Raw genomic sequence first — 24682 nt, 5'->3', positions numbered from 1 at the left:
AGGGGAGAGCGATATGAACAGGATCATCAACATCATCGGCGTCTGCCTGCTGGCGATGGCCGGCGCGCTGCTCACGCTGAGCGAGATTGCCCTGGCGCAAACCGGTGCCGGGCAGGTGCTGACCCGCGACGGCGTGTCGATCGCCTTCGATCTGAAGCCGCTGGCCAGCGACGGCCAGCTGCGTGAGGGCGAGTTCGCCGACGTGCAGTTTCGCGTCACCGACGGCGCCTCCGGCCAGCCGTTGTCCGGTGTGGCGCCGGGGGCGTGGATCGATCCGCAAGCCGTCGCCGCCGACCAGGCCCAGGGCCGCGACCAGAGCTGCAAGTCGCGGGTCGGCACGTTCCTCAAGTCCAATATCGGAGCGCGGCCGCTGCTCGACCTCAACAGCTATTTCCTGCTGGTGATGAACCGCGATGCCAGTGTTTCGGTGGTTGATCCGTCCGTCTCGGTCGGCGGCATTACCAGCACCCTGGCGCGGATCGAACTCAAGCAATCGCCGATGGACTGGGTCACGCCCAGGGACAACAAAAAGGTCTTCGTGTCGATGCCGACGGCGGGGGAAGTGGCGGTGATCGACAGCGAGCAATTCAAGGTCATCGACTCGGTGGCCGCCGGCAGCCAACCGGTGCGGGTCGCCCTGCAACCGGACGAGCGCCTGCTGTGGGTCGGCAACAACGCGAGCAAGGCTGAAGAATCCGGGGTCACGGTGATCGATACCCAGAGTCTCAAGCCGCTGAAACACCTGGCGACCGGACGCGGCCACCACGAAATCACGTTCAGCAAGGACAGCCGTTTCGCCTTCGTCAGCAACCGCGACGACGGCACCCTGAGCGTCATTGACGTCGCCGGCCTGAGCCTGGTGCAACAGGTCAAGACCGGCTCCAGCCCGTTGTCGGTGGCGTACTCGCCGCTGTCCGGCGCGGTGTACGTGGCCGATGGCAAGGACGGCACCGTCACCGTGATCGACAGCAACAGCCGCGCCGTGAGGCGGGTGATCAAGCTGCAACAGGGCCTCGGCCCGATGGACTTCAGCGCCGACGGCCGTTTTGGCGTGGTGCTGAACACGGTGGAAAACCGCGCCACAGTCATCGACGCGGCCAACGATTCGGCGATCCATGACCTGGAGGTTTCAGCCGAACCCTATCAAGTGGTGTTCACCCAGGCGTATGCCTACGTGCGCGGACTGGCCTCGCCGAAAGTCACCATGATCAACCTGTCTTCGCTGGGCGAAGGGCGTCAGCCGATTACTCAGGGTTTTGAAGCCGGGCCGCAGCCGCCACGGCTGGCCGGGGATCTGCCGCTGGCATCGAGCCTCGCGGTATCGCGCGATGACAACGCGGTGTTCGTGGTCAACCCGGTGGACAACACCACCTATTTCTACGCCGAAGGCATGAACGCGCCGATGTCCGGTTACCCCAACCGGGGGCAGATCGCCCGCGCCGCGCTGGTGATCGACCGCAGCCTGCGCGAAGTCTCGCCGGGTCTCTACAGCTCACGAGTGAAACTGCCGGCGGCGGGGCGCTTCGACGTGGCGTTCCTGCTCAACCAGCCGAACATCATTCATTGCTTCACCGCGCAGGTGGCGTCCGACGGCGCGCCGGAAAAACACTTGGGCGCGGCAAAAGTCGAGTTCCTGCTGGACAAGACCGCCGTGGCCCTCAACGACCCGTACGTGGTGCGCTTTCGCATCGTCCAGGGCAAACAGAAGATCCAGCGCAGCGGTGTGACCGACGTGCAGTTGCGCTACTTCCTCGCCCCGACTTCCCGGCCCCGTGAAGTGGCGGCGCTGGAAGTCGCCGACGGCGTGTACGAAGCACCGGTGACCCTCGACCGCAGCGGCGCCTGGTACCTGCACGTGCGCGCGGCCTCGCTGGGCGCCGGTTTCGATGACAAGACCTTTGCCAGTGTCCGGGTGCTGCCCGGCCAGACTCAGTGACGAGGAAACGACCATGAACCGATTTGCATCCCGTGGCCTGCTGACCCTGTGCCTGTTGGCCGTCGGTATCCAGCAGGCCAGCGCCCACTCGGCGGACGAGCATGCCGGCCACACCGCACCGGCCGCCAACAGCCAGGAACACGCCCAGGTCAAGTTCGCCGACGTGCCGTTGCTCGACCAGAACGGCAAGACCGTGCACCTGGAGCAGGATCTGGTGCACAACAAAATCGTGGTCATGAGTTTCATCTACACCAGTTGCACCACGGTCTGCCCGGTGGTCTCGTCGATCATGGGCAAGGTGCAGAAACAGCTCGGTGCCCGGGTCGGCGCGGAAGTGCAACTGGTGTCGATCAGCATCGACCCGCAGCGCGACGACCCGAAACGCTTGCAGGATTACGCCCGCACCTTCCAGAAAGGCCCGGGCTGGAGCTGGCTCACCGGTTCGCCGCAATCGATCAGCGCCACGCTCAAGGGCCTCGGCAGTTTCAGCGGCGACTTCAAGAATCACCAGCCGCTGATCCTCGTCGGTGACGGCAACAGTCGCCACTGGACGCGCTATTACGGCTTCACCGATCCGGCACTGCTGGCCAAGGAAGTCGAGAAACTCAGCGGCCTGCGCACCCACGCCAAACACACCGCGATTGCCATGGAGCAACAGCCATGAGGACCCTGGACCGGATCACCCTGACAGTGTGTTTGTGGATTTTCAGCGCCATGGCCCTGGCTCACGAAGGCCACGAACAACCGGCACCGGCAACGGCCAGCGCTGCGCCCGCACCGGCCAAAGGCACCCACGACGCGAAAACCTGGTTCACCGACACGCCGCTGCTGGATCAGAACGGCGACGTCCAGCGTTTCTACAGCGATGCGCTGCACAACCGCGTGGTGCTGCTCAACGTGATCTTCACCAGTTGCAATGACGCCTGCCCGCTGATCACTCGCAAGCTCAAGGAAGTCCGCGAGCTGCTGGGAGACAAGGCCGACGGCATCACCTTCATTTCCCTTACCAGTGATCCGCTGCGCGACACGCCGGCGGTGCTCAAGGCTTACACCTTGAAGCAGGGCGCCGATGACCCTCACTGGCTTTTCCTTACCGGCGACAAGGCGCAGATGGACCTGGTGCTGGGCCGCATCGGTCAGATCGTGCCGACGCCCGAGCAGCACTCGACCCAGTTGATCGTCGGCGATGTGGCCAACAAACGCTGGAGCAAAATCCGTCCCGACGCCCCGGCCACCGCCATTGCCCAGCGCTTGCAGCTGCTGACAATGCCTGTGGCCGGCCGCTGAGTCCGCGCCATGAACCTCGGCCGCGTCCTCGCCCTGATCCTGCTCGCTGGCGTCAGCCTCGGCGCGGCCGCATTGCCGCTGACCGATGAAGAAAGCGCCGGCAAGCGTCTGTACCGCGAAGGCCTGTCCGCCAGCGGCGAGCCGATCATGGCGCGGGTCGGGGCGGCGGATGTGTTGCTGCCGGCCACCAGCCTGCCGTGCGCCAACTGCCACGGCGCCGACGGTCTCGGCCGGCCCGAGGGCGGGGTGCGTCCGCCGGAACTGAACTGGTCGCGGCTGACCAGCATCCACGGTCAGCAACAGGTCAACGGCCGCAACTACCCGGCCTACACCGACAGCAGTCTGGCGCGGGTGATTCAGCAGGGCCGCGACCCCGGTAACAATCGCCTTGACCCGAGCATGCCGCGCTTCCTGCTGTCGATGAAGGATCAGCGCAATCTCACGGCTTACCTCAAACGCCTGGCCGATGACCGCGATCCGGGGCTCGATGACCAGACCTTGCACTTGGGCACCTTGCTGCCCAGCCAGGGGCCGCTGGCCGAGGAGGGCGCCACCATCGCGGCGGTGCTCAACGGCAGTGTGGCGCGGATCAATCAGGCCGGCGGCATTCACGGCCGGCAGTTGCGCCTGACCGTGGCTGACCCCGGTCCGGATCGCGCCAGCGCCGAACAGGCCCTGCAACGGCTGATCGAGGAAGAGCAAGTCTTTGCCCTGATCGCGCCACTGGCCCCGGCGCTGGACAGCGAACTGGCGCCACGTCTGGAACAGTCCGGCGTGCCGCTGATCGGGGCCATGTCGCTGCTCGGCCCGGTGCAGGCCAGCCCACAGATTTTCGAACCGCTGCCGGGGCTGCGCGAGCAACTGATCGCGCTGGCTGATTACGCCACCGCCAGTTTGCGAGTGCTGCAAGGGCCGACGCTGATTGCCTATCCCGATGACCCGGCGCAGGTGCTGGCGGCACAGGTCCTCGGCCAATATCTACAGGATCACGGCTGGGAAAAAGTCCATCTGCAGGCCTACGACCCGGCGGCGGACAGCTTGCCGCTGGGCTCGCGCTCAGTGTTCTACCTCGGTAGCGGCGGAGGTTTCAGTCGGCTGGCGGCCGGATTGCAGAATGCCGGGCAGGTGCCGTACCTGTTTGCTGCGTCGAGCCAGGTGGCGGGGGATTTGTTGCAGGTGCCGGAGGGCTTTTCCCGGCGGGTGTTTCTGGCGTATCCGTTCGTGCCCAGCGACTGGACCCAGGCCGGGCGCATGGCCCTGACGCTGTTGCGCGAGCATCAAGGCCTCGGCGCCCAGCACGCGGTGCTGCAAGTCGGCGCCTACGCCTCGATGCTGTTGTTCAGCGAAGGCATGAAGCAGGCCGGCCGCGACGCCAGCCGCGAAAAACTGGTGGCGGCCCTCGAAGGCTTGCACGACTTCGACACCGGCCTGACCCCGCGCCTGAGCTTCGGCCCCGGCCGACGATTAGGCCTGAGCGGGGCGCACGTGGTTACCGTTGACTTGCCCGACCAGCGTTTTTATCTGGTCGCTCCCTACAAACCGATTATTGCCACGCCCTGACCGGAGGCCCTGATCATGAAGCTCAAAACCCTGTGTTGGCTGCTGACAGGCTGGTTGTCGGTGGGAATGGCGAACAATGAACCGGTGGCCGCCCGGGTCAACGGCGAGGCGATTTCCGAGTTTCGCCTGGAACGTTTTTTCGCCGAGTACCTGGAAGATCAGGGGCGTGCCGTGGCGAGCATCCGCAACCCCAAGGCCTATAAACAACTGCGTCAGGCCGCGCTGGACACGCTGATCGACAAGGAACTGCTCTGGCAGGAATCGCGCAAGCGCGGGGTGAAAATCGATGAGCAAACCGTGCGCGAACAGGTCGAACAGACCCGCACCGCCATCGGCGGCACCGACAAATTCCTCCAGCGTTTGCAGGACGCCGGTTTCGATGAGGCCTCGTTCACCGAGTACACCCATCGCGAACTGGCGGCGCAGCGGATGTTTGCCGAACTGACCCAAGTCCAGGCCCCGGACGAGCAGACCGTGCGGGCTTTCTTCAACGAACACCGCGCCGAAATGGGCGCACCGGAGCAGGTCCAGGCCCGGCACATTCTGATCAAGGTTGCCGGCGATGCCGATGCCGCCACGGTTGAAGCGGCACGACTACGCTTGATGCAGATGCGTGCCGCTATCGCAGGGGGGCAAACCTTTGCTAGCGTCGCGCAATCGGGATCGGAAGATGTCACCGCCAGCCAGGGCGGGGACCTGGGGTATTTCGCCCGTGGGCAGATGGTGCCGGCCTTCGAAACGGCAGCGTTTGCCCTCAAGTCTGGTGAGGTCAGCGAGGCGGTGCGCACACCGTTCGGCTGGCATTTGATTTTTGTCGAGAACCACAGGGAGGCGGCCGATGTCCCAGAGGAGCAAGGGCTGGAAACAGTCAGGGCGTACCTCGCCCGACAGCAACAGACCCAGGCTCGTCGTCAGGTGCTCGCGCAATTACGGGCAGAGAACAGGATCGAACGAATTGACGACGACTGAAGGTTCCCCCCCAATAGTGGGGAATGGCTTCGATGCCCATTCAGGTGCTTCCCCGTTTCTGGGGAACGGGGTACCGGGACGAGCGGGCATTTCCATTCAATTCAAGGACATGAAGACAAAAAATTACCGGCATTCAGCCTGGCATGAAGTGTGCGTTACCTCTTGTGAGGCGCACTCCAGCAGGTTCGGGTCATTGAATTTCAATTGCCGGCACTTGAGGTTTCAGGGAGTCCACCTTGGTTAACAAAGTACTGGTTGTCGAAGACGAACAGCTGCTTGCACAGAACCTTCAGGATTATCTGTCGGCGCAAGGGCTGGAAGTCCGGATTGCACATGACGGCGCAGAGGGAATCGGCCTGGCCGAGACTTTCGCCCCCGACGTGCTGGTGTTCGATTACCGCTTGCCCGATATGGAAGGGTTCGAGGTGCTCGACGCGGTCCGCCAGAACAGGACGTGTCATTTCGTGCTGATAACGGGTCACCCGACCGCTGAAGTCTGTGAGCGGGCGCGGCAACTGGGGGTCAGTCACATCCTGTTCAAACCGTTTCCGTTGGCGGAACTGGCCCGAGCTGTCTGCGACCTTCTGGGGATAAAGCGCGAAGCGAAACCCGGTGCGAGCCCATCCGAAGGCTTTGTCGAACGACGCCAGAGCAGGACCGAGAGCTTCCCGTTGCAGTTGTACGATGGCAGTTGGGTGCTGGCGGACCGCCGACGAAACCGGTCGGAGGTCATGGCACCGGACGACGATCAAATGCTCACCGGGGAGTAATGGCGCGATAGACGTTCCGGCACTCGCCGAATTCGCCTCCCGCGCCGTCAGGGCCTCAAGCCCCGGGTGTTGGAGAGCAAGCCATGGATCGTCTGTCCGTTGTCGTCGAACCGCTGTCGGTCAACACTGCGCTGGAGGCCCAGACCCCGCCACGCTTTTCCAGTGAGCAACTGGCCCAGGCCCGGGCACGGGCCAGCACTTCCGGGGAACGGGTGCTCGATGCACTGGCCGTGCTCTGTGAACTGGCGCCGATGCCGTTCATTGCCAGCCTCGGCGCCACCCTGCATTACCCGGTGCTCGACACCGACACGCTGTTTCTGGCGACCCCGGTGTTCGACCGGGTCACCCTCGCGCAATGCCTCAAACGTGAATTCATCCTGCTGCGCCACAACGACGAAGTCGTCGGCGTGTTCGCCGACCCCTTCGACACGTCGCGCCTGGCCTGGATCGATGAATGCCTGCACGGCGCGCCGCTGTACCTGGTGCACGCCGACGACCTCAAGGCCTATCTGGCCCGCCACGAAGAAAGCTTCCACGCCGTCGAATCGCTCAACGCCCAGGCCGACGCCGGCAGCGAGACCGACACCCTGCAAAGCCTGTCGCTGACCAGCATCAGCGAAGACTCGAGCGTGGTGGTGAAACTGGTCAACTCGACCCTGTACGACGCGCTGAAAATGCACGCCAGCGACATCCACCTCGGCACCACTGGCCAGGGCCTGGTGATCAAGTACCGGATCGACGGCGTGCTGAACAACATCGGCAAGATCCAGGGCAGCGAGTTCGCCGAGCAGGTGATCTCGCGGGTCAAGGTCATGGCCGAGCTGGACATCGGCGAAAAACGCGTACCGCAGGACGGTCGCTTCAAGATCGGCATCAGCGGCCGGCAGATCGACTTCCGGGTGTCGATCATGCCGAGCATCTTCGGCGAAGACGCGGTGCTGCGGGTGTTGGACAAACAGGACCTGGCCGACAAGGTCTGCGGCGTGCAACTGCAAGCGCTGGGCTTTGAAGACGAAACCCTGCGCCAACTGCGTCGCCTGGCCGCCGAACCCTACGGCATGGTACTGGTGACCGGCCCCACCGGCAGCGGCAAGACCACCACGCTGTACGCGATGATCACCGAGATCAACCACGGCGTGGACAAGATCATCACCATCGAAGACCCGGTGGAATATCAGCTGCCGGGCGTGCTGCAAATCCCGGTCAACGAGAAAAAAGGCCTGACCTTCGCCCGTGGCTTGCGCTCGATCCTGCGCCACGACCCGGACAAGATCATGGTCGGCGAGATCCGCGACCCGGACACCGCACAGATCGCCGTGCAATCGGCGCTCACCGGTCACCTGGTGTTCACCACCATCCACGCCAACAACGTGTTTGACGTGATCGGCCGTTTTACCCAAATGGAAATCGACCCCTACAGCCTGGTTTCGGCGCTCAACGCGATTCTCGCCCAGCGCCTGATCCGGCTGGTGTGCAGCAGTTGCAGCACGCCGGTCAACCCGAGCGATGAAGAGTTGCGCGCCTCGGGCCTCGACCCACAGAAAGTCGATCACTACCACTTTGTCCACGGCAAGGGCTGCGGCCACTGCCGGGGCAGCGGCTATCGCGGACGCACGGCGATTGCCGAACTGCTGCACCTGGACGACGAACTGCGGCAGATGATCGTCGAGCGCCAACCCATCACCCAGATCAAAGCCCTGGCCTGCGCCCGTGGTTTGCGCCTGTTGCGCGAATCGGCGCTGGAGCTGGTGGAGCACGGTCGGACCACGCTGGAGGAGATCAATCGTGTCACTTTTATCGCGTGATCAATTCATCGCCGTGCTCGGCGCCAGTGGTGTCGGCCTCGGCCAGCGCCGGGGCAGCGACACCCTGTGGCTGGGCAGCGTCGGCTACATCGACGAAGGCTTTCAGAGCTACGCGGTGGCGCTGGACACCCTCGACCGTCTGCTCGGCGAACACACCCGTACCGGCGCCGAGCTGAGCGTGGTGATCTCCGGCCACTTCAGCCGTTTCTGCCTGGTGCCGTGGAGCGAGCAGATCAGCAGCCCTGACGAACTGCGCGGCTTCGCCCAACTGTGCTTCGAAGACCTGTTCGGCGCTCCGACCCAACCGTGGAGCCTGGTGCTGTCGGCCGAGCCGGCCGGGCATGACCGGATCGCCAGTGCCTTGCCGCAGGATTTGCTGGAACGCCTGCGCACGCTGGTCAGCGGTCGCGGCCTGCGCCTGCGTTCGGTGCAGCCGTACCTGATGACCGCGTTCAACCGTTTCGACAAAAGCCTCGACGCCGGTGACTTCCTGTTCATCGTCGCCGAACCGCAACGCAGCGTGTTGCTGCTGGCAAGGGAAGGGCGCTGGTCGTCGGTGCGCTCGGTGGGCGGCAGCGACAGCGACGCGGCACTCAGCGCGCTGATCGGTCGTGAACGGCAACTGCAAGCCTCCACCAGCGAACGCGCCTTCAACGTTTATCTGCACGCCCCGGCGCGGCTCGATGCGCAACCGGATGTGGCGGGGGTGCACCTGCGCACCCTCGAAGACAACTCGATGACCGTGCGTGACGCCTTGTACGTCATGTCCCGGGCGGTGGCCTGACATGCGCGCCTTGAACCTCGACTTCCAGCCACGTCCGCGTTCCGGCCCGTTGGGCTGGAGCCTGCTCGGCGGCGGTGTATTGCTCGCGCTGGTGTGCTTCGGCGTGCAGCAGCACCTCGGCGATCAGGCCGAGCAACAACAAGGTCACTTGCAACACACCCAGCGCCAGCTCACCGGCGACAGCGGCTCCAAGACAACGCTGAGCCCGGCGGAAACCCGCGAGCAGGCGCAGAACCTTGCTGAAATGCGCAAGGTCTCGCAGCAACTGCGCCGCCCCTGGGAACGCCTGTTCGCCATGCTCGAAGCCATGCCGCGCGACGACATCGCCTTGCTGACCCTGACCCCGGATGCGCGCAAGGGCCAGGTGCGGATCAGCGCCGAAGCCCGCGATCTGCAAGCGATGCTGGATTTCCACAAACGGCTGGAGGCCAGTGACGAGCTGTCCGACGTGTCGCTGCTGAGCCACGAGATCGTCGTCAAATCGCCGGAGCAACCGGTGCAATTCAACCTGTCGGCGACCTGGGAGATAGGCGATGCGAATCCCTAGACTGATCGTTCACGAATACCTGCAGGGTCTCGGCATTCCGGGCCTGGCCGGTCTGGCGCTGCTGCTGGTCACGCTGGCCTGGGCACTCGGCGGCTTGCTGCCGGGCTGGCAATCGCTGCAACAGCTCAGTCAGCAAACCCAGGAAGCCACCGAGTACCTGGCCAAGGTCGAGGACGGCAGCATCGCCCCGCCCGTGGTGCCGCAACGTCAGCTGGATGATTTCCGTAACAAGCTGCCGGCCCAGCCGCAAGCCACCGTCGCCATCGACCGCATCTACGCCCTGGCCGCGCAGGAGCACATCACCCTGGCGCGCGGCGAATACGCTCTCGGCGTCGATCCCAAGACCCATCTGGCGCGCTACCAGATCCTGTTGCCGGTGCGCGGCAGCTACCCGCAACTGCGCCGCTTCCTGCACGCCTTGCTCGGCCAGTTGCCGGCGGTGGTGGTGGAAGACGTCGAGTTTCAACGCAAGAAGATTGCCGACACCGACCTCAGCGGCCGGATCCGTATGACCCTCTACCTGTCGAGGTCGTGATGGACACCAAACGCATAACCGGCTGGGTGGCGTTCTTCGGGGTGGCGGCGGCGCTGGCCTGGTTGCCGGAGTATTTCTCGCCGAGCGACGAGGCGGATTCGACCGAAGTCGCCGTGGCCAGCCCGGCCAAAGCCAGCGCCCGTGGCGCCTTGCCCGCCAGCAGCGCCAAGGCGAATGCGGCGCCGATCAAGGACCTGAGCCCGGCCGGCGACCTGTTTGCGAGCAAATCCTGGAAGGCCGCGCCGACTCTGGCGACGGTCACCGAACAAGCGATCAACCCGACCCCGGTGGTACAAGCCCCGAGCCTGCCACCGGTGCCGTTTCAGTTCGTCGGCAGGCTGCATGACCGCAGCGACCTGCAGGTGTTCTTGCAGGACGGCGAGAAAATCTACGTCGTGCGCAGCGGGGATGTGATCGACGACACCTGGAAGATTGCGGCGATTTCCGATGTGGAACTGAGCCTGGTCTACCTGCCTTTGCATTTGTCGCAGACCTTGTCTGTGGGGAGTACGCAATGAACAGATCCCGTTTGCTGATGAGCCTCGGCCTGTGTGCCGGGCTGGCCGCGTGCAGTTCCGCGCAGGTCGCCAACAAGGAAGCCGCCGACCTGATCGATCAGGGGCAGTACGAGGCGGGCCTGGCCCGGATCGAGGAAGGCTTGCGGGAAAATCCGCGCGACACCGAGCTGCACCTGCTGCTCAACAGCGGCCGGGCCAAGGCGATCACCGCGCTGCTGACCTCCGGCGACACCGACCGCGCCCGCCGCGACTTCGCCTCGGCTCGCACCGCCTACAGCCGGGTGCTGACCATCGAGCCGAACAACCGCCGCGCCCAGGATGCCCTGCGCCAGCTCGACTACCTGCGCAGCATGGACGAGAAGCTGGAACTGGCCCGTGGCGACCTGCGCCGGGGCGACATCTACGGCGCCGACCGCCAGGTCAAACAGATCCTCGAACTCGACCCGAAAAACGACGGCGCGCTGGAGCTGCAAGGCAACATCCGTCTGGTGCAGAGCCGCAACGTGATCCAGTACCCGCAACTGCGCACCCGGCTCGACCGCCCGGTGACCCTGGAATTTCGCGACGCCAACCTCAAGACCATTTTCGAAGTGCTGTCGCAGGTTGCCGGCCTGAATTTCATCTTCGACAAGGACCTGCGTCCGGACATGAAAGCCACGATCTTCGTGCGTGACGTGCGCATCGAAGACGCCGTGCAACTGCTGCTGCAACAGAATCAGCTGCACCAGAAAGTGGTGAACGAAAACACCTTGCTGATCTTTCCGGACTCGCCGCAGAAGCTGAAGGATTACCAAGAGCTGGTGATGCGCACCTTCTACCTGACCAGCATCGACGCCAACACCGCGCTGAACATGATCAAGACCATGCTCAAGACCCGCGACGTGTTCGTCGACGAACGCCTGAACACCCTGACCATGCGCGACACCGAAGACGCCGTGCGCATGGCCGAGAAACTCCTGCAATCGCAAGACCAGTCCAACCCCGAAGTGGTGCTGGAAGTGGAAGTGATGGAAGTCGCCACCCAGCGCATTCTCGACCTCGGTCTGCAATGGCCAAACACCTTCGGTGTGGTCAACAGCGACGGTTCGGCGGTGACCATTCTCGATCAACTGAAAGGCATCAACTCCAGCCGGATTTCGATCTCGCCGTCGCCGCAAGCCAAGATCAACGCCCAGGACAACGACATCAACACCCTGGCCAGCCCGGTGATCCGCGTCAGCAACCGCGAACAGGCGCGTATCCATATCGGTCAGCGGGTGCCGATCATCAGCGCCACCTCAGTGCCATCCACTCAAGGCCCGGTGATCACTGAAAGCGTCACCTACCTCGACGTCGGTCTCAAGCTTGAAGTGCAACCGACCGTGCACTTGAACAACGAAGTAGCAATCAAGATCGCCCTGGAAGTGAGTAACGCCACGCCGCTGGAGCCGACCCGCCAAGGGACGATTCCGGTGCAGGTCGACACCCGCAACGCCCAGACTTCGCTGCGTCTGCATGACGGCGAAACCCAGATCCTTGCCGGCCTGATGCGCAACGACCACGGCGCCACCGGCAACAAGATTCCGGGCCTTGGCGACATTCCGGGTCTGGGTCGGTTGTTCGGCAGCAACAAGGACACTATCGGCAAATCGGAACTGGTGCTCTCGATCACCCCACGGATCGTGCGCAACCTGCCGTACCAGAGCCCGTCGGACATGGAATTCCCCACCGGCACCGAAACCAGCATGCACATCCAGGCGCCGGATCGCTCGCAAAGCTACTCGATGCCAGCGCCTGCCGCGCAGCCTCGTGCAGTCGGTGAAGCGGCCGTGGCCACCACCCGTGTAACCGTCGAGAAGCCTTGATCATGAACGCCTCCCAACGCGGTTTTACCTTGATCGAAGTCGTGGTGACGCTGGCCCTGATCGGCCTGCTGGCCGGCATGGCCGCGCCGCTGACCGAGACCCTGGTACGGCGTGGCAAGGAGCAGGAACTGCGCACCGCGCTGTATCAGATTCGCGATGGCATCGACGCCTACAAGCGAGCCTTCGATGCCGGCTACATCGAGAAATCCCTGAACAGCAGCGGCTATCCGCCGAACCTGAAAGTGCTGGTCGAAGGCGTGCGCGACGTGCGCAGTGCCAAGGGTGCGAAGTTCTACTTTCTGCGCCGGATACCGCGGGATCCGCTGGTGCCGGCCAAACGTGACGACAACGGCGGTTGGGGCCTGCGGGCCTACAACAGTTCGGCCCAGAACCCGCGCGATGGCGAGGACGTGTTCGACGTCTACTCCCTCGCCAGGGGCCGTGGCCTCAACGGCATCGCGTACCGCGAGTGGTGATTCTCATGCGCCGGGAAAAGGGTTTTACCTTGCTCGAGCTGATGGTGGTGATGGCGATCATCGCGACCCTGATGACCATCGCCTTGCCGCGCTACTTCAACAGCCTCGAGGCCTCCAAAGAGACCACGTTGCACCAGAGCCTGTCGGCCATGCGCGAGGCGCTGGATCACTACTACGGCGACACCGGGCGCTATCCCGATTCCATCGAGCAACTGGTGGAGATGCGTTACCTGCGCAACGCGCCGCTGGACCCGATCACCGAACGCAATGACCAATGGGTGCTGATCGCACCGCCGGACGGTGTGGCGGGCGGCGTCGCCGACATCAAGAGCGGAGCTACCGGGAGGGCGCGTGATGGCAGCCAGTATTCCGAGTGGTAAGCACGCGGAGCAGGGTGGGTTCACCTACCTGGGCGTGCTGTTCCTGATCGTGATCATGGGCATGGGCCTGGCCAGTGCCGGCGAGTTGTGGTCGACCGTGTCGCGCCGCGATCGCGAGAAGCAACTGCTGTGGGTCGGCACCCAGTACGCCCAGGCGCTGCGCAGCTACTACCGCAGTTCGCCGGGCCTGGCGCAGTACCCGAAAGAGCTGGCCGACCTGCTGCAGGACGAACGTTTTCCGGAAGCCCGCCACCATCTGCGCCAGCTCTACCCGGACCCGATCGGCGGCGGCGAATGGGCCCTGCAGCGGGGTTTCGACGGACGCATCACCGGCATCAACAGTGCCTCCACCGAGGTGCCGTTGAAGCAGGCGGACTTCCCGTCGCAGTGGTCGGATTTCGAAGGCATGCAGCGTTATTCGGACTGGCAGTTCGTGGCTGAAAAAGCCTTTCTCGATGGCACCAACGGCCCGGCGAAGGGCCAGTCGGCATTGCCACAGGCGTTGCAGCCATGAGCCGCCACGTGTGGTGCGCGTTGATCCTCGCGGCCGTGGCGTCTTTCGCCAGCGCCAGCGAAGAAGACGAAATGATGGGCTTCATCGTCGACGACACGATCTCGCACATCGGCCACGACTTTTACTACTCGTTCAGCGAGCGCCTGCGCGACACCAGCCGCATGGATTTCAACCTGGTGGTGCGCGAGCGCCCCGACGCGCGCTGGGGGAGCCTTGTGACCGTCGAGTATCAACAACGCCTGGTGTATCGGCGCTTCCTGCCGCCGAACACCGTGGAACTGAAGGACGAGGCCTACGCGGCCGCCGACTCGGTTCGACTGGAGGTCGTCCGGCGCAAGCTGGAAGCCTTGTTGCAGGACACCACCGACCTTGAGAAGGACGAACTATGAACACGACAACGTTCTCACGGCGCAGCGGATTCTGGATCTCGGGGTTGTTGATCGGGCTTGCCAGCGCCGCTGCCGTCCAGGCCACCGAACTGGTCTACACGCCGGTCAACCCGTCGTTCGGCGGCAACCCGCTCAACGGCACCTGGCTGCTCAACAACGCCCAGGCACAAAACGACCACGACGATCCGGATCTCAAGAAACGCTCGACGGTGGCCGGCACTTCGGCGCTCGAACGCTTCACCAGTCAATTGCAGTCACGGTTGCTGGGGCAACTGCTGGACAACATCTCCACCGGCAACACGGGGAGCCTGTCCACCGACGCTTTTATCGTCAACGTCGTTGATGACTCGGGGGCTCTCACGATCGAGGTGACCGACCGAGCGAGCGGCGAAGTTTCCGAAATTCAGGTGAACGGCCTCAACCCATGACGGGATGACGGTTCCGGGGAGTGATGGACATGAAAAAAATAATTGCGCTAGGGCTGATGTTGGCAGCATTACAAGGGTGCAGTCTGCGCGAGCCGATGCCGGCCGAGCAGGACACCGATACCCCGACCCTGACCCCCAGGGCCTCCACTTATTACGACTTGCTGAAAATGCCGCGCCCCAAAGGCCGGCTGATGGCGGTGGTGTACGGCTTCCGTGACCAGACCGGGCAGTACAAACCGACGCCGGCGAGTTCGTTTTCCACCAGCGTCACCCAGGGCGCAGCGTCGATGTTGATGGACGCGATGCAGGCCAGCGGCTGGTTTGTGGTGCTTGAGCGGGAAGGGCTGCAGAACCTGCTGACTGAACGCAAGATCATTCGCGCTTCGCAGAAGAAACCGAATACGCCGGTGAACATTCAGGGCGAGCTGCCACCGTTGCAGGCGGCGAACATGATGCTTGAGGGCGGGATCATCGCTTACGACACCAACGTGCGCAGCGGTGGGGAAGGGGCGCGGTATCTGGGGATCGATCTTTCCCGCGAGTATCGGGTGGATCAGGTGACGGTGAATTTGCGTGCGGTGGATGTGCGTAGCGGGCAGGTGCTGGCGAATGTGATGACCAGCAAGACGATTTATTCGGTGGCGCGCAGTGCGGGGATTTTCAAGTTTATCGAGTTCAAGAAGTTGCTTGAGGCTGAGGTGGGTTATACGACTAATGAGCCGGCGCAGTTGTGTGTGTTGTCGGCGATTGAGGCGGCGGTGGGGCATATGGTGGCGCAGGGGATTGAGCGGCGGTTGTGGCAGGTGGCGGGGGATGCTTCTACGCCTTCGCAGGATGATGTTTTGAATCGGTACCTGACTCAGAACAAGATTGATCCGGATGCGGAGTGAACGTGGCGGCCTTCGGGCCGACCAGGTTCTCTGGGTGGTTTGGGTGAATATCCGTTTTTTTGGGTGTTGCTGCTGGCGGTTCCGCCCTTACGGCGGGTCACTTTGGCAAACGCCCCAAAGTAACCAAAGGTCTGGGCCCCGGCGTTCGGCCCCTCGCTGGGGCTCGGGGTTCCTTCGCTCCGGGATTCATCCGGGGGCATCGCCTCCGGTTTGCTTCGCTGCACCTCCTCTCGATGTGTTTGGCTTCGCCAAACGGTCGCTGCGCTCCCACCCCCGGATGAATCCCTCCACTCAGCCTGCCGAAGGGGCCGGCACGTCAAGAGCGGTACTCGAGCTAACGCTCATCGTGTTGAGTGGTGAGAAGCGAAAAGCGAAAAGCGAAAAGCGGATTGCTTTTGCTTTGATCGTTCCCACGCTCCGCGTGGGAATGCAGCCCGGGACGCTCCGCGTTCCATTCTCGAATGTTTAAAAGTTGTGTCTGTTTCAGCGATCCTTCCCACAAGGTTTTCAGGTTGTCCGTCGGAAGCGCGGGCTCTAGCCTGTTTCGGTCGCTGCCAATTCAGCGATCGGGATTGGAAACCCCGACTAGAACCGAGCGCACAAGCGCTTTTCATAACGTATGCTTGCGCACCTTGAAAAGTGTGCACTCCGTTATGGCGGCTGTGCGCGGGAGACCTTCGGGTCAACCGGGTTCTCCGTTCCCCGGGTTTCCAGCCTGCGTACAGCTGCCACCCATTCGTTCGGAAACCGAATGGGCCAGCTTCATTTCAGGATCGGAGATTCACCATGTTCAAACCAACACCCAACCCACCCGAAACCCAAGCCAACCCCGAAACCGACCCAACCTCCCCATACACCTCCACCACCTCCAGAAAACTCCACGAAGCCGCCGAACGCGCGCTCGATCATTACCTCTGCCCCGGCGCCCACATCATGGGCAGCGTCAACGAACCCGCGCGGATGTACCTCGCCAACCCGGCCTACAACACCGAATCCCTGCTCGCCAACGCCAGCGAATCCCTGGGCTCTGCCAGCGAAATGCTAAACAACTTCGCCGCCACCCTCGACCCGGCCCACCGCAAGACCGCCCTGGGCATCGCCCAGATCCTCATGCTGGGTGAACTGGCCGTAAATCAGGCCTTGGATCACGTCGAACTGAACGATGAATAGCTCGGTACAGAAACCAAGTCCCTTCGAATCAGAACATAGTCGACTTACCTTGGAGGCGATGGACGATGTGGATGCTGATCGGGTGATTGACCATCAAACAGTGCTGGATTGGGCCGATTCTCTGATCTGTCCGGAGAAACCATTAGATAGTCCCCAATAGCTTGAAAACCATCAGAAACAAAAAAGAACGCGATCCAAGAACAAGGTCGCGTTCTTCACTTTCAATCCGGAACCACCATGGATCCCCTAATATCCACAATCGTTTCAGACTTCGAAAGCGAAGAGCAGGCCGCCAGCTACGACCGCTGGTTGATTGCCAAAGTACAGGCCTCAATCGATGATCCACGCCCCAGCATTCCGAATGACCAGGTGATGGCTGAAATGTGGGCCTTGATTGAAATGAAGCGATGCGCCAAAGCGCTGGGGTGAGAACTCGCCCAGCGACGATACGAAAAAAGCAAAAAACGGTTGGTCCTACGAATCGCCAATCTACGGTTCTGCCGGGTGCCCCAGCGACAGCAAACTCTCGCAAAATTCCTTCAAAATGAGACACAGGTGCCGAAATAAACTCCATCGTTGATCATGTAGGTGAAAGGTTTTTTTCGCCTTCCACAAACTCCATCACGTTCAATGCTGTGACAAGCGTACCTGCATAATTTAGAGATGCCGGAACCGCAGATAAGACCTTAAAGGAGTTTTCCGAACTTCCTGAATCAATGATTTCAGGTTTTGAGTCCACTGCGTTTTTCAGAGCGCCGATGGTGACGCCGGAAGAGCGGTCAACCGTAAATTGGCGACCTACGTATGCATTCTTGATTAACTGATATGTTGGTCCCTCATCGCCCATAGCCTGCGAGAACCTTTCAACGGTGCATATGTAGTCATCAGAGCCCGCTGCGGCCGTGACGGTACCGCTGATCAATAGCGTCAATGCGCACCAAATAGAAAATGAAGATATCTGCATCACAGTTCCTTTAATCTTGCTCCCAGCGAGAATAGATCACAGGTCTAGGTTTGGATGTCTGTTGGTATCGCTAGCTGATGGTTTGTCGAGGGATATATGGGCTATACACCACCAATGGATATCGAAAGCGCGGCTTACAAAGAATTCGTCGATCTATGGGATGTGGGTTTTTTTGAGAGTCAGCGATTGGGGCAAGCCTTCTACAACCATTTTCGCCTCCATCGGTTAACCGATCAGGCTTTGTTACAGGGGCTGTACGAGGCAGACGGCAAGAAGGCTCGAGCCGCTATAAGTCGTATATTTCATCTCAACTAGCTAAGTATTGAGATACAAAAAAACCGTACCTCCATGGGAAGCACGGTTTTTTGTGTTGAGACGAGGACGGGATCTAACTGGGGTCGCGTCGAGGGTATTCCTGACGCGCATGCAAGATGCTCACAATCTCAATTCGGTCCGCCACTTGATAGACGACGAGATAGTTCGGGCTTACCACAATCTCCCGAGTGCCGGGAGAGCGACCTTTGCGATACAGGTGTGGATGCCAAGGAAGCGCGGATGTAGTTTTTACGACTGACTTATGAAGAGCTGTCGCCGCTACAAAATTTCGCTCGCCAATGTACTTCAGTATTTTCGAGAGTTCGACCCGAGCCTTGGGTCGCCACTTAATCTGCATCAGCGCTTTTGCGCATTGATTCCATCAAGGCGTTTATTTCCTCCATCACTTGCTCATGGGGAATACTCGGACGCGGATCATCGAGAGAGGCCTGTACTTCGGCCCGAAACCAACGGTCATAACTCGCAGCCTGTTCCTCAGGATCAAGATCCGAAACAACCGGGCACAGTGGGTCGATCAAAGACGGGTCGATCATGGAACCTCCGGGTTGGGTGCCTGGAAGTCTATTCGGTAACGGTATCGCTGTCGTCGCTGTCTGGATGAATTGCATGTAGGCCAAGCTCCATGGGGATCAAGTTGTCCCGGCAAATCCTAGAGCCTGCACTTCCGACGGCCAACCGCCAGAATTCGTCAGAAAACTCCCCGAATTTCTGAAAACGTTCCGTTTTCCGTAGGACGCCACTCAAGCGTCAGCGCAAAAAAAAACCGCGACCTCAAGATCGCGGTTTTCCAACACCCAACACTTACTGCTGCAAAACCGTCGCCTGGTTAGCCGACCCGAACTGCTGAATATTCGCGGTCTGCGTCATCCCGCTCTGATCCACATTGGCAATGTTCCCGGTGCCGCCCTGGGTTACATACGCCACGTTCATGGTGTCAGCCTGTTTGACGGTGATCATGTTGTCGCTGCCATACAGCTGCGCGGTGTAGGCCTGGTTGCCGGTGCCGGATTGATCGAACTCGGCACTGTTGCCGGAGCCGTTCGATGAGCCCTGCACCAGGTTGGTGGTGCCGCGTTGGTCGGCGATGAGGATGTTGTCGCTGCCGTTTTGATCGAAGTACAGCTCGTTGTAGGAATCCGCCTGGCTGACCGTCGTCTTGTTGCCAGTGCCGGTCTGATTGGTGGTCATGATCTGGCCGATGCCGTCCTGGGTGAAGCTGGCGATGTTGCCGTTGCCGGTCTGATTGACCGTGGCGCGTTGGTTGCTGCCGAACTGGCCGCCATGTTGCGGGCCTTTCCAGTTGCTGGCGTAGACCTTGTTGTCGTTGCCCACCGAGGTGGCGTTAAGGGTTTGGCTGTCGCCGTTCTGGTAGGTGAAGTGCACGTTACCGTTGCCGACTTGATACAGGGCCAGGGTCGAGTTGACCGATTCGAACTGGTCGGCATAGATGGCGTTGGTGTTGCCGACCTGGGTGACGGCGGCGGTGTTGTTTTCGCCGAAGCTTTGGTCGACCACGGTTTCGTTGCTGTCGCCGTACTGGTTGACGGTGGCCTGGCTGGCCAGTTGCGAGTCTTGCCAGATTTCGGTGCCGTTGAGGTTGCCGAACTGGTTGATGGTGATGTTGCCGCCGGTGCCGTTGCGCTGGTCGCCGTAGGCGTAGTTGCCTTCGCCGGCCTGGTTGATGCCGATCTGGCCACCGTTGTGCAGGACCTGTTCGGCGGTGCCGTAGTTGGCGGTGCCGTACTGGGTGATCACCGAGCTGTTGCCGGTGCCTTCGTACAGTTGCTCGATGTTGGCTTCGTTGCTGTCGCCGAACTGGAAGGTCTTGCCTTCGCTGCCGTTCTGCGAGTCCTGGTAGACGAACGAGAAGTTGCCGCTGCCTTGCTGTTGTTGCAGGGCCTGGTTGCCGGCGCCGAAGCCGAGGGACTGGCTGGCGTGGGCGGTGTTGAAGGCACCGGTCTGTTGTTGGGTGATGGTGCTGTTGTCTTCGAAAAGCTGCTCTGCGTAACCGGCGTTGTAGTCACCGACCGCGTCCTGGGTGATGACGCTGGTGGCGGTGTCTTGCACGGCGGCGGCGTTGTTGCCCTGGCCGAGTTGGGTTTGGGTCGCGGTGCTGAACGGGGCCTGGGTCTGCTTCACATCAGCGATGTTGGCCGTACCGAACTGGCTCTGGGTGGAAAGGCTGTCGTCGGCCATGGCCTGGGCACTGATCATGACCAGGATGGCGGCGGTGAGGGGCGTCAGTTTGAACATGATGAACTCTCCGATGATTGCAGTGCTTAGCGATATTGCTTGACCGAAACGCTCATGCCGTTGCCCGACTGGGTCACGGCGCTTTGCAGCCCCGTGCCGGCCTGCTCGATGCTGGCGTCGTTGTTGTTGCCGTTTTGCGAAATCTGCGCACGGTTGTGGCTGCCGGTTTGCGTGATGGACGCGGCGTTGCCGGAGCCGTTTTGCGTGATCAAGGCCATCAGGTCGCTGCCTTGTTGCAGGATGTACGCCTCCTGATTGCTGCCCGACTGCACGATCTTGCCCAGCAGCGACTGACCGTTTTGCGACAGCAGGGCGAGGTTGACCTGGCCGTTCTGGTCGATCAGGGCTTGCTGGCCCACGGGCGGCGGCAGTTCGCCGAGATCGGCGCTGTTGGGCGCCAGGTCGTCGTTTTCCATCAGGTCGTCGGCGCGCACGCCCGCACTGACGCACAGGGCGAGCAGGCAAAGCAGGGCGGCGGTCGGCGTGTTCATGGCAAATATCCTCTCGGGCGTTAACCGTTGAGCGTTGCCCCGCCTGCCCGAAAGCAGGCGGGGCACTGGCTCAGAGCGTGGTCACCGACACCGTCCGCACGGTGCCCTGGGACGAACGGATAGTGGCGGTCGGGTTGGCTGATGGCACGACCAGCGTGTTGTTCAGCGTCAGCCGCCAGCGTCCGGTCACCGGTACCGTGGTGGTGCCCAGCGTTACCAGCCCGGTCGGAGTGGTGACCTGCACGGTGATGGTGTTGCCGGTGGTCACCGACGAGGTACCGGCGAAGTCCCAGTTGAAGCGGCCGCCGGAACGGGCCTGCACGGTCGAGGTGGTGATCGTGAAGGTTTCCGCCGCTGGCCGTGGCGACACTTGCACCGTGACGGTCGCCGGCGTCGACTGGGCGCCGAAGCTGTCCCGGGCGATGTAGGTGAAGGTCGTGGTGAAGGCTGTGGTCACGGTGGCCGGTGGGGTGTAGGTGATCACCGTGCCGTCGGTGCTGACCGTGCCGCGTCCTGCCGGCGGTTGGGTCAGGCTGGCGACGCCCAGCGGTGTGTTGCCTTCCGGATCGGTGTCGTTGGCCAGGACGTTGATCGGGATCGCGACACCCAGCGTGGCGACGCTGTCGGCGACGGCGGTCGGTGGCCGGTTAGGTGCGACGGTCACCGTCACGGTCGCCGGATTGGCCGAGGCCAGGCCTTTGCTGTCTTGCGCCTTGTAGGTGAAGGTGGTGGTCAGCGGAGTATTGACCACGGCTGGCGGGGTGTAGACCACCGACGTGGTGCCGTTCAGGGCCACGGTGCCTTGGCCGGCTGCCGGTTGAGTCAGCGCGGTGATCGTCAGCGGCACGTTGTTGTCCGGGTCACTGTCGTTGGTCAACAGGCTGAGGGTGATCGGCACGCCGAAGCTGGTGCTGCCGGTGTCGGCGTTGGCCAGTGGCGCCTGGTTCTCACCGGTGTCCGGTGCTGCACCGACCACTACGACTGGCTCGGTATCGCTGCCGCCGGCGGCGGATTTGACCGTCACGGTGGCGGGTGGCTGGGTCAGGTCGGCCACGGTGATTTTTTGCAGGGTGCCGGTTTTCGACAGACGTCCGTAGCCTTGGGCAACCATATCCGGCACCGCGACTTCATCTGTCGAAGTGGCTTCGATCAACAGGCTGTGGTTGGCCCAGCTGTAGCGGGCGGTCTGGATTTTCACCACGTCGGTGAGCTTGGCCGAGACAGCCGTCGGACGGGTCGTGCCGGCCGGGTTGGTCGCGGTCACGACCACCACCGACGGCAGGGTGCCGGTGCCCAGGCGCTGGCCAAAGAACAGCCCGTTGTTGTCGCCCAGCAGACTGGTCTGGCACGGCGTCGGTGGTGGGCCGGGGAGCAGCGCCAGGGTTTCGCGGAAGCACAGGGTCGAGCTGCTGTCGGCCTTGGCGAACACTTCGGCGCGCACACCGGCCGAGGTACGGCGATAGGTGGCGCGGTCGACGGCGACGTGGGTTTGCTGACGATTGTCGAGGACCTTGCCGGCGACGGTGAACAGGTTGGTCTGAATCGAGCCAACACCCGACGGGCCGTCGATCCGCAGGAAGTTGGTGTTGAACGGGCTGCCGGTCACCGCTTCGGTGAGGTTCGGGTCGCCGACGAAAGTTTCGATGCCGCCGGTGTCCGGGTTCACTTCGGTATACGGGCCGTTGATGCTGCGCAGGAACGGGCCGATGGCGCCGTTGAGCGCTCCGCTGAAGTTGCCCGGCGCACCGATGCCGATGTCTTTGGTGATGTTGATCGCCCGCCTGCCAGGGGTGGTGACGTTGACGGTTTCAACGCCGTACGGGTGGGTGATGGTGTAGGTGCCGGCCACCGGGACGTTCACCCGGATGCGGATCCGCGCGAAGCTTTGCTGATCGCCATCTACCGGATTCCCCGAGGCGAACGCCGCTTCAATCCCCGCCACGTAGGCATCCACGCCGAAACCGGCGCCGTTGTTCGGGATGGCGGTTTCAGCCAGGAACCAGAACGCCTCTGGCGGCCAGTTGTCGGGGAACACCATCGGCAGGGTGTCATCGAACACGCCCGGTTCCGGCAGCAGGGTGCACATGTAGGCCGGCGGGGTGCTGACCGGCACCCGCGAACTGGCGGCGCGGGACTGGCAGAGCTCCATCGACAGCAGGTTGTTGTCCTGGTACCACATCGGGAATTTCCCGGTGGCGAAGGTGTAGGGGCCGGGATCGACGGCGGCCAGTTGCGCGAACGCACTGCCGGTCAGCGAGATTGTCAGCCCGAGCGCGTTGAGCGCGAAGCGTGGCCACTTGTTCATGATGCCTCCTGATGCGGATCTGGGCATGTGAGCGTTCATTGCACGATGACCACTTCTTCGGTATCGCTGCCGCCGTTGGACGACGTCACCCGAACCTTGGCCGGTGGTATCGGCGTGATCCCGGTGGCCAGGGTTTTCTCCGCACCGTCGCCACCCAGCGCACCGATAGCGGCGCCGGTGTCGGAGGTGGCGGTGAGCACCGGTGGCGAGGTTTCGTCACTGGTCGTGGCCACCACGGTCAATTGCCCGGAACTGAGGCTGTACTCGGCGCGCTGGATCACCACCAGGTCGGTCAGGGTCATGGGCAGGGTGGTCGGCGAGCTGGTGGCGATCGCCAGGTGGTTGTCGGCGGTCACTTGCAACACGGCCGGCAAAGTCGGGTTGACCGCCGATTGCGCATACCAGCTGCCGGTGCTGTCGGCTTCTGTCATGTTCACCACGGGCGTGCTGCTGGTGATGGCCGCGGTGCCCGGTGCCGGCGGGGCTTTGACGAACACGTCTTGTTGGGCCACTGGTGCGCTTTCACCGGGCTTGCGCGAGTAGGTGCTGCGCTCAGTGATCAGAGGCGTTGGCCGCACCACTGTCGACAACTTGCCGGACACGGCGAAAGTCGTGCTGCGCAGGTCGATGCCACCGGGGCCTTCGATGCGTACGAAGTTGGTGTTGAACGGGCTGCCGGTTACGGCCTCATTGAGGTTCGGATCGCCCACGAACTGCTCGGCCGCACCGGTCAAAGGGTTGGTCTCGGTGTAGGGCCCGTTGACGCTGCGCAGGAACGGACCGATGTCGCCCTTGAGCGCGCCGTCATAGGTTTGCGGAGTGCCGATGCCGATGTCGCGGGTCATGTTGATCGCGCGCCGGCCGGGGGTGTCGACGGTGAACACATCGACGCCGTACGGGTGGGTGATAACGTAGGTGCCGGCGGTGGGCACATCGACCCGGATGCGGATCCGCGCGAAGCTGATCTGGTCGCCCTCCACCGGATCACCGGCGGCAAAGGCAGCTTCGACGGCGCTGACGTAAGTCAGATTGATGCCGCGTGCCGCATCGACGATGGAGGTATCGCCAGTGAACCAGAAGGCTTCATCGGGGAAGTTGGTGGGGAATACGAGCGGCTGCGTGTCATCGAACACGCCGGGGGTCGGCAGCAGCGAGCACATGTACGACGGGGCGCCGGGTGTGCTCGGTACGCGGGAGCTGAGTGCTTTGGACAGGCACAGATCCAGGGTGCGACCGTGGGTGTCCTGATACCAGCTGGCGAAACCGCCATTGGCCGGCGTGTAGGGACCCGGGTCGACGGCGAACAGAGCGGCCTGGGCAATGCCCTGGGCCAAAGCGCTCACGACCAGGACGGTCGCGGTTTTGGACAGTAAAGGGTGCATGAGTTAATCCCTCTATCAAAGTACCTGCCCCTTGGGGATGGGTCAGTTGCAGAGGGGCTTTACAACTTCCATACCAACGACCGACCAACCGGCGGCAAAGGCCCGTGGCGCAAGGCTTGGCGGCTTGTCGCGCAGGTTGTGGATACAGC

Annotated in this window: 28 protein-coding genes; 21 read left to right on the top strand and 7 right to left on the bottom strand. The window is 62.5% G+C overall.

All coding sequences use genetic code 11. From position 1 onward, the window contains the following. Positions 1-13 precede the first annotated feature (13 nt). From AWU82_RS27900 to relB (AWU82_RS27805), 20 genes are all read left to right on the top strand, one after another. On the top strand, positions 14-1936 hold the full coding sequence (locus AWU82_RS27900; protein ID WP_064378901.1) for a YncE family protein: 1923 nt from the start codon (positions 14-16) through the stop codon (positions 1934-1936). Between the two features lie 13 nt (positions 1937-1949). Beyond that, a complete protein-coding gene (locus AWU82_RS27895) occupies positions 1950-2600 on the top strand; it encodes an SCO family protein (RefSeq protein ID WP_011333425.1) in 651 nt (216 codons plus the stop codon). Then, positions 2597-3223, top strand: coding sequence for an SCO family protein (locus AWU82_RS27890; RefSeq protein WP_064378902.1), 627 nt, complete (start codon positions 2597-2599; stop codon positions 3221-3223). The genes AWU82_RS27895 and AWU82_RS27890 overlap by 4 nt, the downstream gene beginning before the upstream one ends. 9 nt (positions 3224-3232) lie before the next feature. Further along, the gene (locus AWU82_RS27885) at positions 3233-4783 is read left to right on the top strand and encodes an ABC transporter substrate-binding protein (RefSeq protein WP_064378903.1); all 1551 of its coding nucleotides are present in this window, start codon (positions 3233-3235) and stop codon (positions 4781-4783) included. A 15-nt stretch (positions 4784-4798) separates the two neighbouring features. Further along, positions 4799-5752, top strand: a complete 954-nt coding sequence (locus tag AWU82_RS27880; RefSeq protein WP_064378904.1) for a peptidylprolyl isomerase — start codon at positions 4799-4801, stop codon at positions 5750-5752. 236 nt (positions 5753-5988) lie between these two features. Continuing rightward, positions 5989-6522 (top strand): response regulator, encoded by a 534-nt coding sequence (locus tag AWU82_RS27875; protein ID WP_064378905.1) that lies wholly within the window; start codon positions 5989-5991, stop codon positions 6520-6522. An 83-nt stretch (positions 6523-6605) separates the two neighbouring features. Then, positions 6606-8327: a GspE/PulE family protein gene (locus AWU82_RS27870; protein WP_064378906.1), complete on the top strand. Its 1722-nt coding sequence runs from the start codon at positions 6606-6608 to the stop codon at positions 8325-8327. Then, positions 8308-9111, top strand: coding sequence for a hypothetical protein (locus AWU82_RS27865; RefSeq protein WP_064378907.1), 804 nt, complete (start codon positions 8308-8310; stop codon positions 9109-9111). Before AWU82_RS27870 ends, AWU82_RS27865 begins: the two co-directional genes overlap by 20 nt. Before the next feature lies 1 nt (position 9112). After that, positions 9113-9658 carry a PilN domain-containing protein gene (locus AWU82_RS27860; protein WP_007956129.1) on the top strand — a complete coding sequence of 182 codons (546 nt, stop codon included), beginning with the start codon at positions 9113-9115 and terminating at the stop codon, positions 9656-9658. Then, positions 9645-10193 (top strand): GspMb/PilO family protein, encoded by a 549-nt coding sequence (locus tag AWU82_RS27855; RefSeq protein WP_064378908.1) that lies wholly within the window; start codon positions 9645-9647, stop codon positions 10191-10193. The genes AWU82_RS27860 and AWU82_RS27855 overlap by 14 nt, the downstream gene beginning before the upstream one ends. Continuing rightward, positions 10193-10711: a hypothetical protein gene (locus AWU82_RS27850; protein ID WP_007956134.1), complete on the top strand. Its 519-nt coding sequence runs from the start codon at positions 10193-10195 to the stop codon at positions 10709-10711. Before AWU82_RS27855 ends, AWU82_RS27850 begins: the two co-directional genes overlap by 1 nt. Beyond that, entirely contained in the window at positions 10708-12555 is a 1848-nt protein-coding gene (locus AWU82_RS27845; protein ID WP_011333433.1) for a secretin GspD/PilQ domain-containing protein, read from the top strand. The genes AWU82_RS27850 and AWU82_RS27845 overlap by 4 nt, the downstream gene beginning before the upstream one ends. Positions 12556-12557: 2 nt before the next feature. Then, positions 12558-13031, top strand: coding sequence for a type II secretion system protein (locus AWU82_RS27840; RefSeq protein ID WP_064378909.1), 474 nt, complete (start codon positions 12558-12560; stop codon positions 13029-13031). Positions 13032-13036: 5 nt separating this feature from the next. Then, entirely contained in the window at positions 13037-13411 is a 375-nt protein-coding gene (locus tag AWU82_RS27835) for a type II secretion system protein (protein ID WP_011333435.1), read from the top strand. Next, a complete protein-coding gene (locus tag AWU82_RS27830; protein ID WP_064378910.1) occupies positions 13386-13925 on the top strand; it encodes a type II secretion system protein in 540 nt (179 codons plus the stop codon). Before AWU82_RS27835 ends, AWU82_RS27830 begins: the two co-directional genes overlap by 26 nt. Beyond that, on the top strand, positions 13922-14314 hold the full coding sequence (gene csgE, locus AWU82_RS27825) for a curli production assembly/transport protein CsgE (RefSeq protein ID WP_064378911.1): 393 nt from the start codon (positions 13922-13924) through the stop codon (positions 14312-14314). Before AWU82_RS27830 ends, csgE begins: the two co-directional genes overlap by 4 nt. Continuing rightward, the gene (locus AWU82_RS27820; RefSeq protein ID WP_007956141.1) at positions 14311-14742 is read left to right on the top strand and encodes a curli assembly protein CsgF; all 432 of its coding nucleotides are present in this window, start codon (positions 14311-14313) and stop codon (positions 14740-14742) included. Before csgE ends, AWU82_RS27820 begins: the two co-directional genes overlap by 4 nt. A 29-nt stretch (positions 14743-14771) precedes the next feature. Continuing rightward, entirely contained in the window at positions 14772-15632 is an 861-nt protein-coding gene (locus AWU82_RS27815) for a CsgG/HfaB family protein (protein WP_064378912.1), read from the top strand. 786 nt (positions 15633-16418) lie between these two features. Beyond that, positions 16419-16802, top strand: coding sequence for a DUF6124 family protein (locus tag AWU82_RS27810; RefSeq protein WP_064378913.1), 384 nt, complete (start codon positions 16419-16421; stop codon positions 16800-16802). Positions 16803-17039: 237 nt separating this feature from the next. Continuing rightward, positions 17040-17231, top strand: coding sequence for a type II toxin-antitoxin system RelB family antitoxin (gene relB / locus AWU82_RS27805; protein ID WP_064378914.1), 192 nt, complete (start codon positions 17040-17042; stop codon positions 17229-17231). Positions 17232-17382: 151 nt separating this feature from the next. Here relB (AWU82_RS27805) and AWU82_RS27800 read toward each other — a convergent pair whose 3' ends face one another. Further along, positions 17383-17766, bottom strand: coding sequence for a hypothetical protein (locus AWU82_RS27800; protein WP_064378915.1), 384 nt, complete (start codon positions 17764-17766; stop codon positions 17383-17385). Positions 17767-17862: 96 nt separating this feature from the next. On the opposite strand from AWU82_RS27800, the gene AWU82_RS29285 reads away from it, so the two are divergent. Continuing rightward, positions 17863-18081 carry a hypothetical protein gene (locus tag AWU82_RS29285; protein ID WP_064378916.1) on the top strand — a complete coding sequence of 73 codons (219 nt, stop codon included), beginning with the start codon at positions 17863-17865 and terminating at the stop codon, positions 18079-18081. A 73-nt stretch (positions 18082-18154) separates the two neighbouring features. On the opposite strand, the gene AWU82_RS27795 is transcribed toward AWU82_RS29285, so the two are convergent. The 6 genes from AWU82_RS27795 to AWU82_RS27770 all read right to left on the bottom strand — a co-directional run bounded on the left by AWU82_RS27795 (position 18155) and on the right by AWU82_RS27770 (position 24533). Beyond that, on the bottom strand, positions 18155-18439 hold the full coding sequence (locus AWU82_RS27795; RefSeq protein WP_080770598.1) for a type II toxin-antitoxin system RelE/ParE family toxin: 285 nt from the start codon (positions 18437-18439) through the stop codon (positions 18155-18157). After that, on the bottom strand, positions 18429-18635 hold the full coding sequence (relB, locus tag AWU82_RS27790) for a type II toxin-antitoxin system RelB family antitoxin (protein WP_034152589.1): 207 nt from the start codon (positions 18633-18635) through the stop codon (positions 18429-18431). The genes AWU82_RS27795 and relB (AWU82_RS27790) overlap by 11 nt, the downstream gene beginning before the upstream one ends. A 268-nt stretch (positions 18636-18903) precedes the next feature. Beyond that, positions 18904-20355 (bottom strand): curlin, encoded by a 1452-nt coding sequence (locus AWU82_RS27785; RefSeq protein ID WP_064378917.1) that lies wholly within the window; start codon positions 20353-20355, stop codon positions 18904-18906. 26 nt (positions 20356-20381) lie between these two features. Next, positions 20382-20846, bottom strand: a complete 465-nt coding sequence (locus AWU82_RS27780) for a curlin (RefSeq protein ID WP_007956150.1) — start codon at positions 20844-20846, stop codon at positions 20382-20384. A 70-nt stretch (positions 20847-20916) separates the two neighbouring features. After that, a complete protein-coding gene (locus AWU82_RS27775; protein WP_064378918.1) occupies positions 20917-23151 on the bottom strand; it encodes an Ig-like domain-containing protein in 2235 nt (744 codons plus the stop codon). A gap of 35 nt (positions 23152-23186) precedes the next feature. Continuing rightward, positions 23187-24533 (bottom strand): hypothetical protein, encoded by a 1347-nt coding sequence (locus AWU82_RS27770; RefSeq protein WP_064378919.1) that lies wholly within the window; start codon positions 24531-24533, stop codon positions 23187-23189. Positions 24534-24682: the final 149 nt, after the last annotated feature.

The organism is Pseudomonas glycinae (assembly GCF_001594225.2).
Classification (GTDB): domain Bacteria; phylum Pseudomonadota; class Gammaproteobacteria; order Pseudomonadales; family Pseudomonadaceae; genus Aquipseudomonas; species Aquipseudomonas glycinae.
The sequence above is the reverse complement of the archived record's forward strand: the minus strand, read 5'-3'. Positions and strand labels throughout refer to the sequence as shown.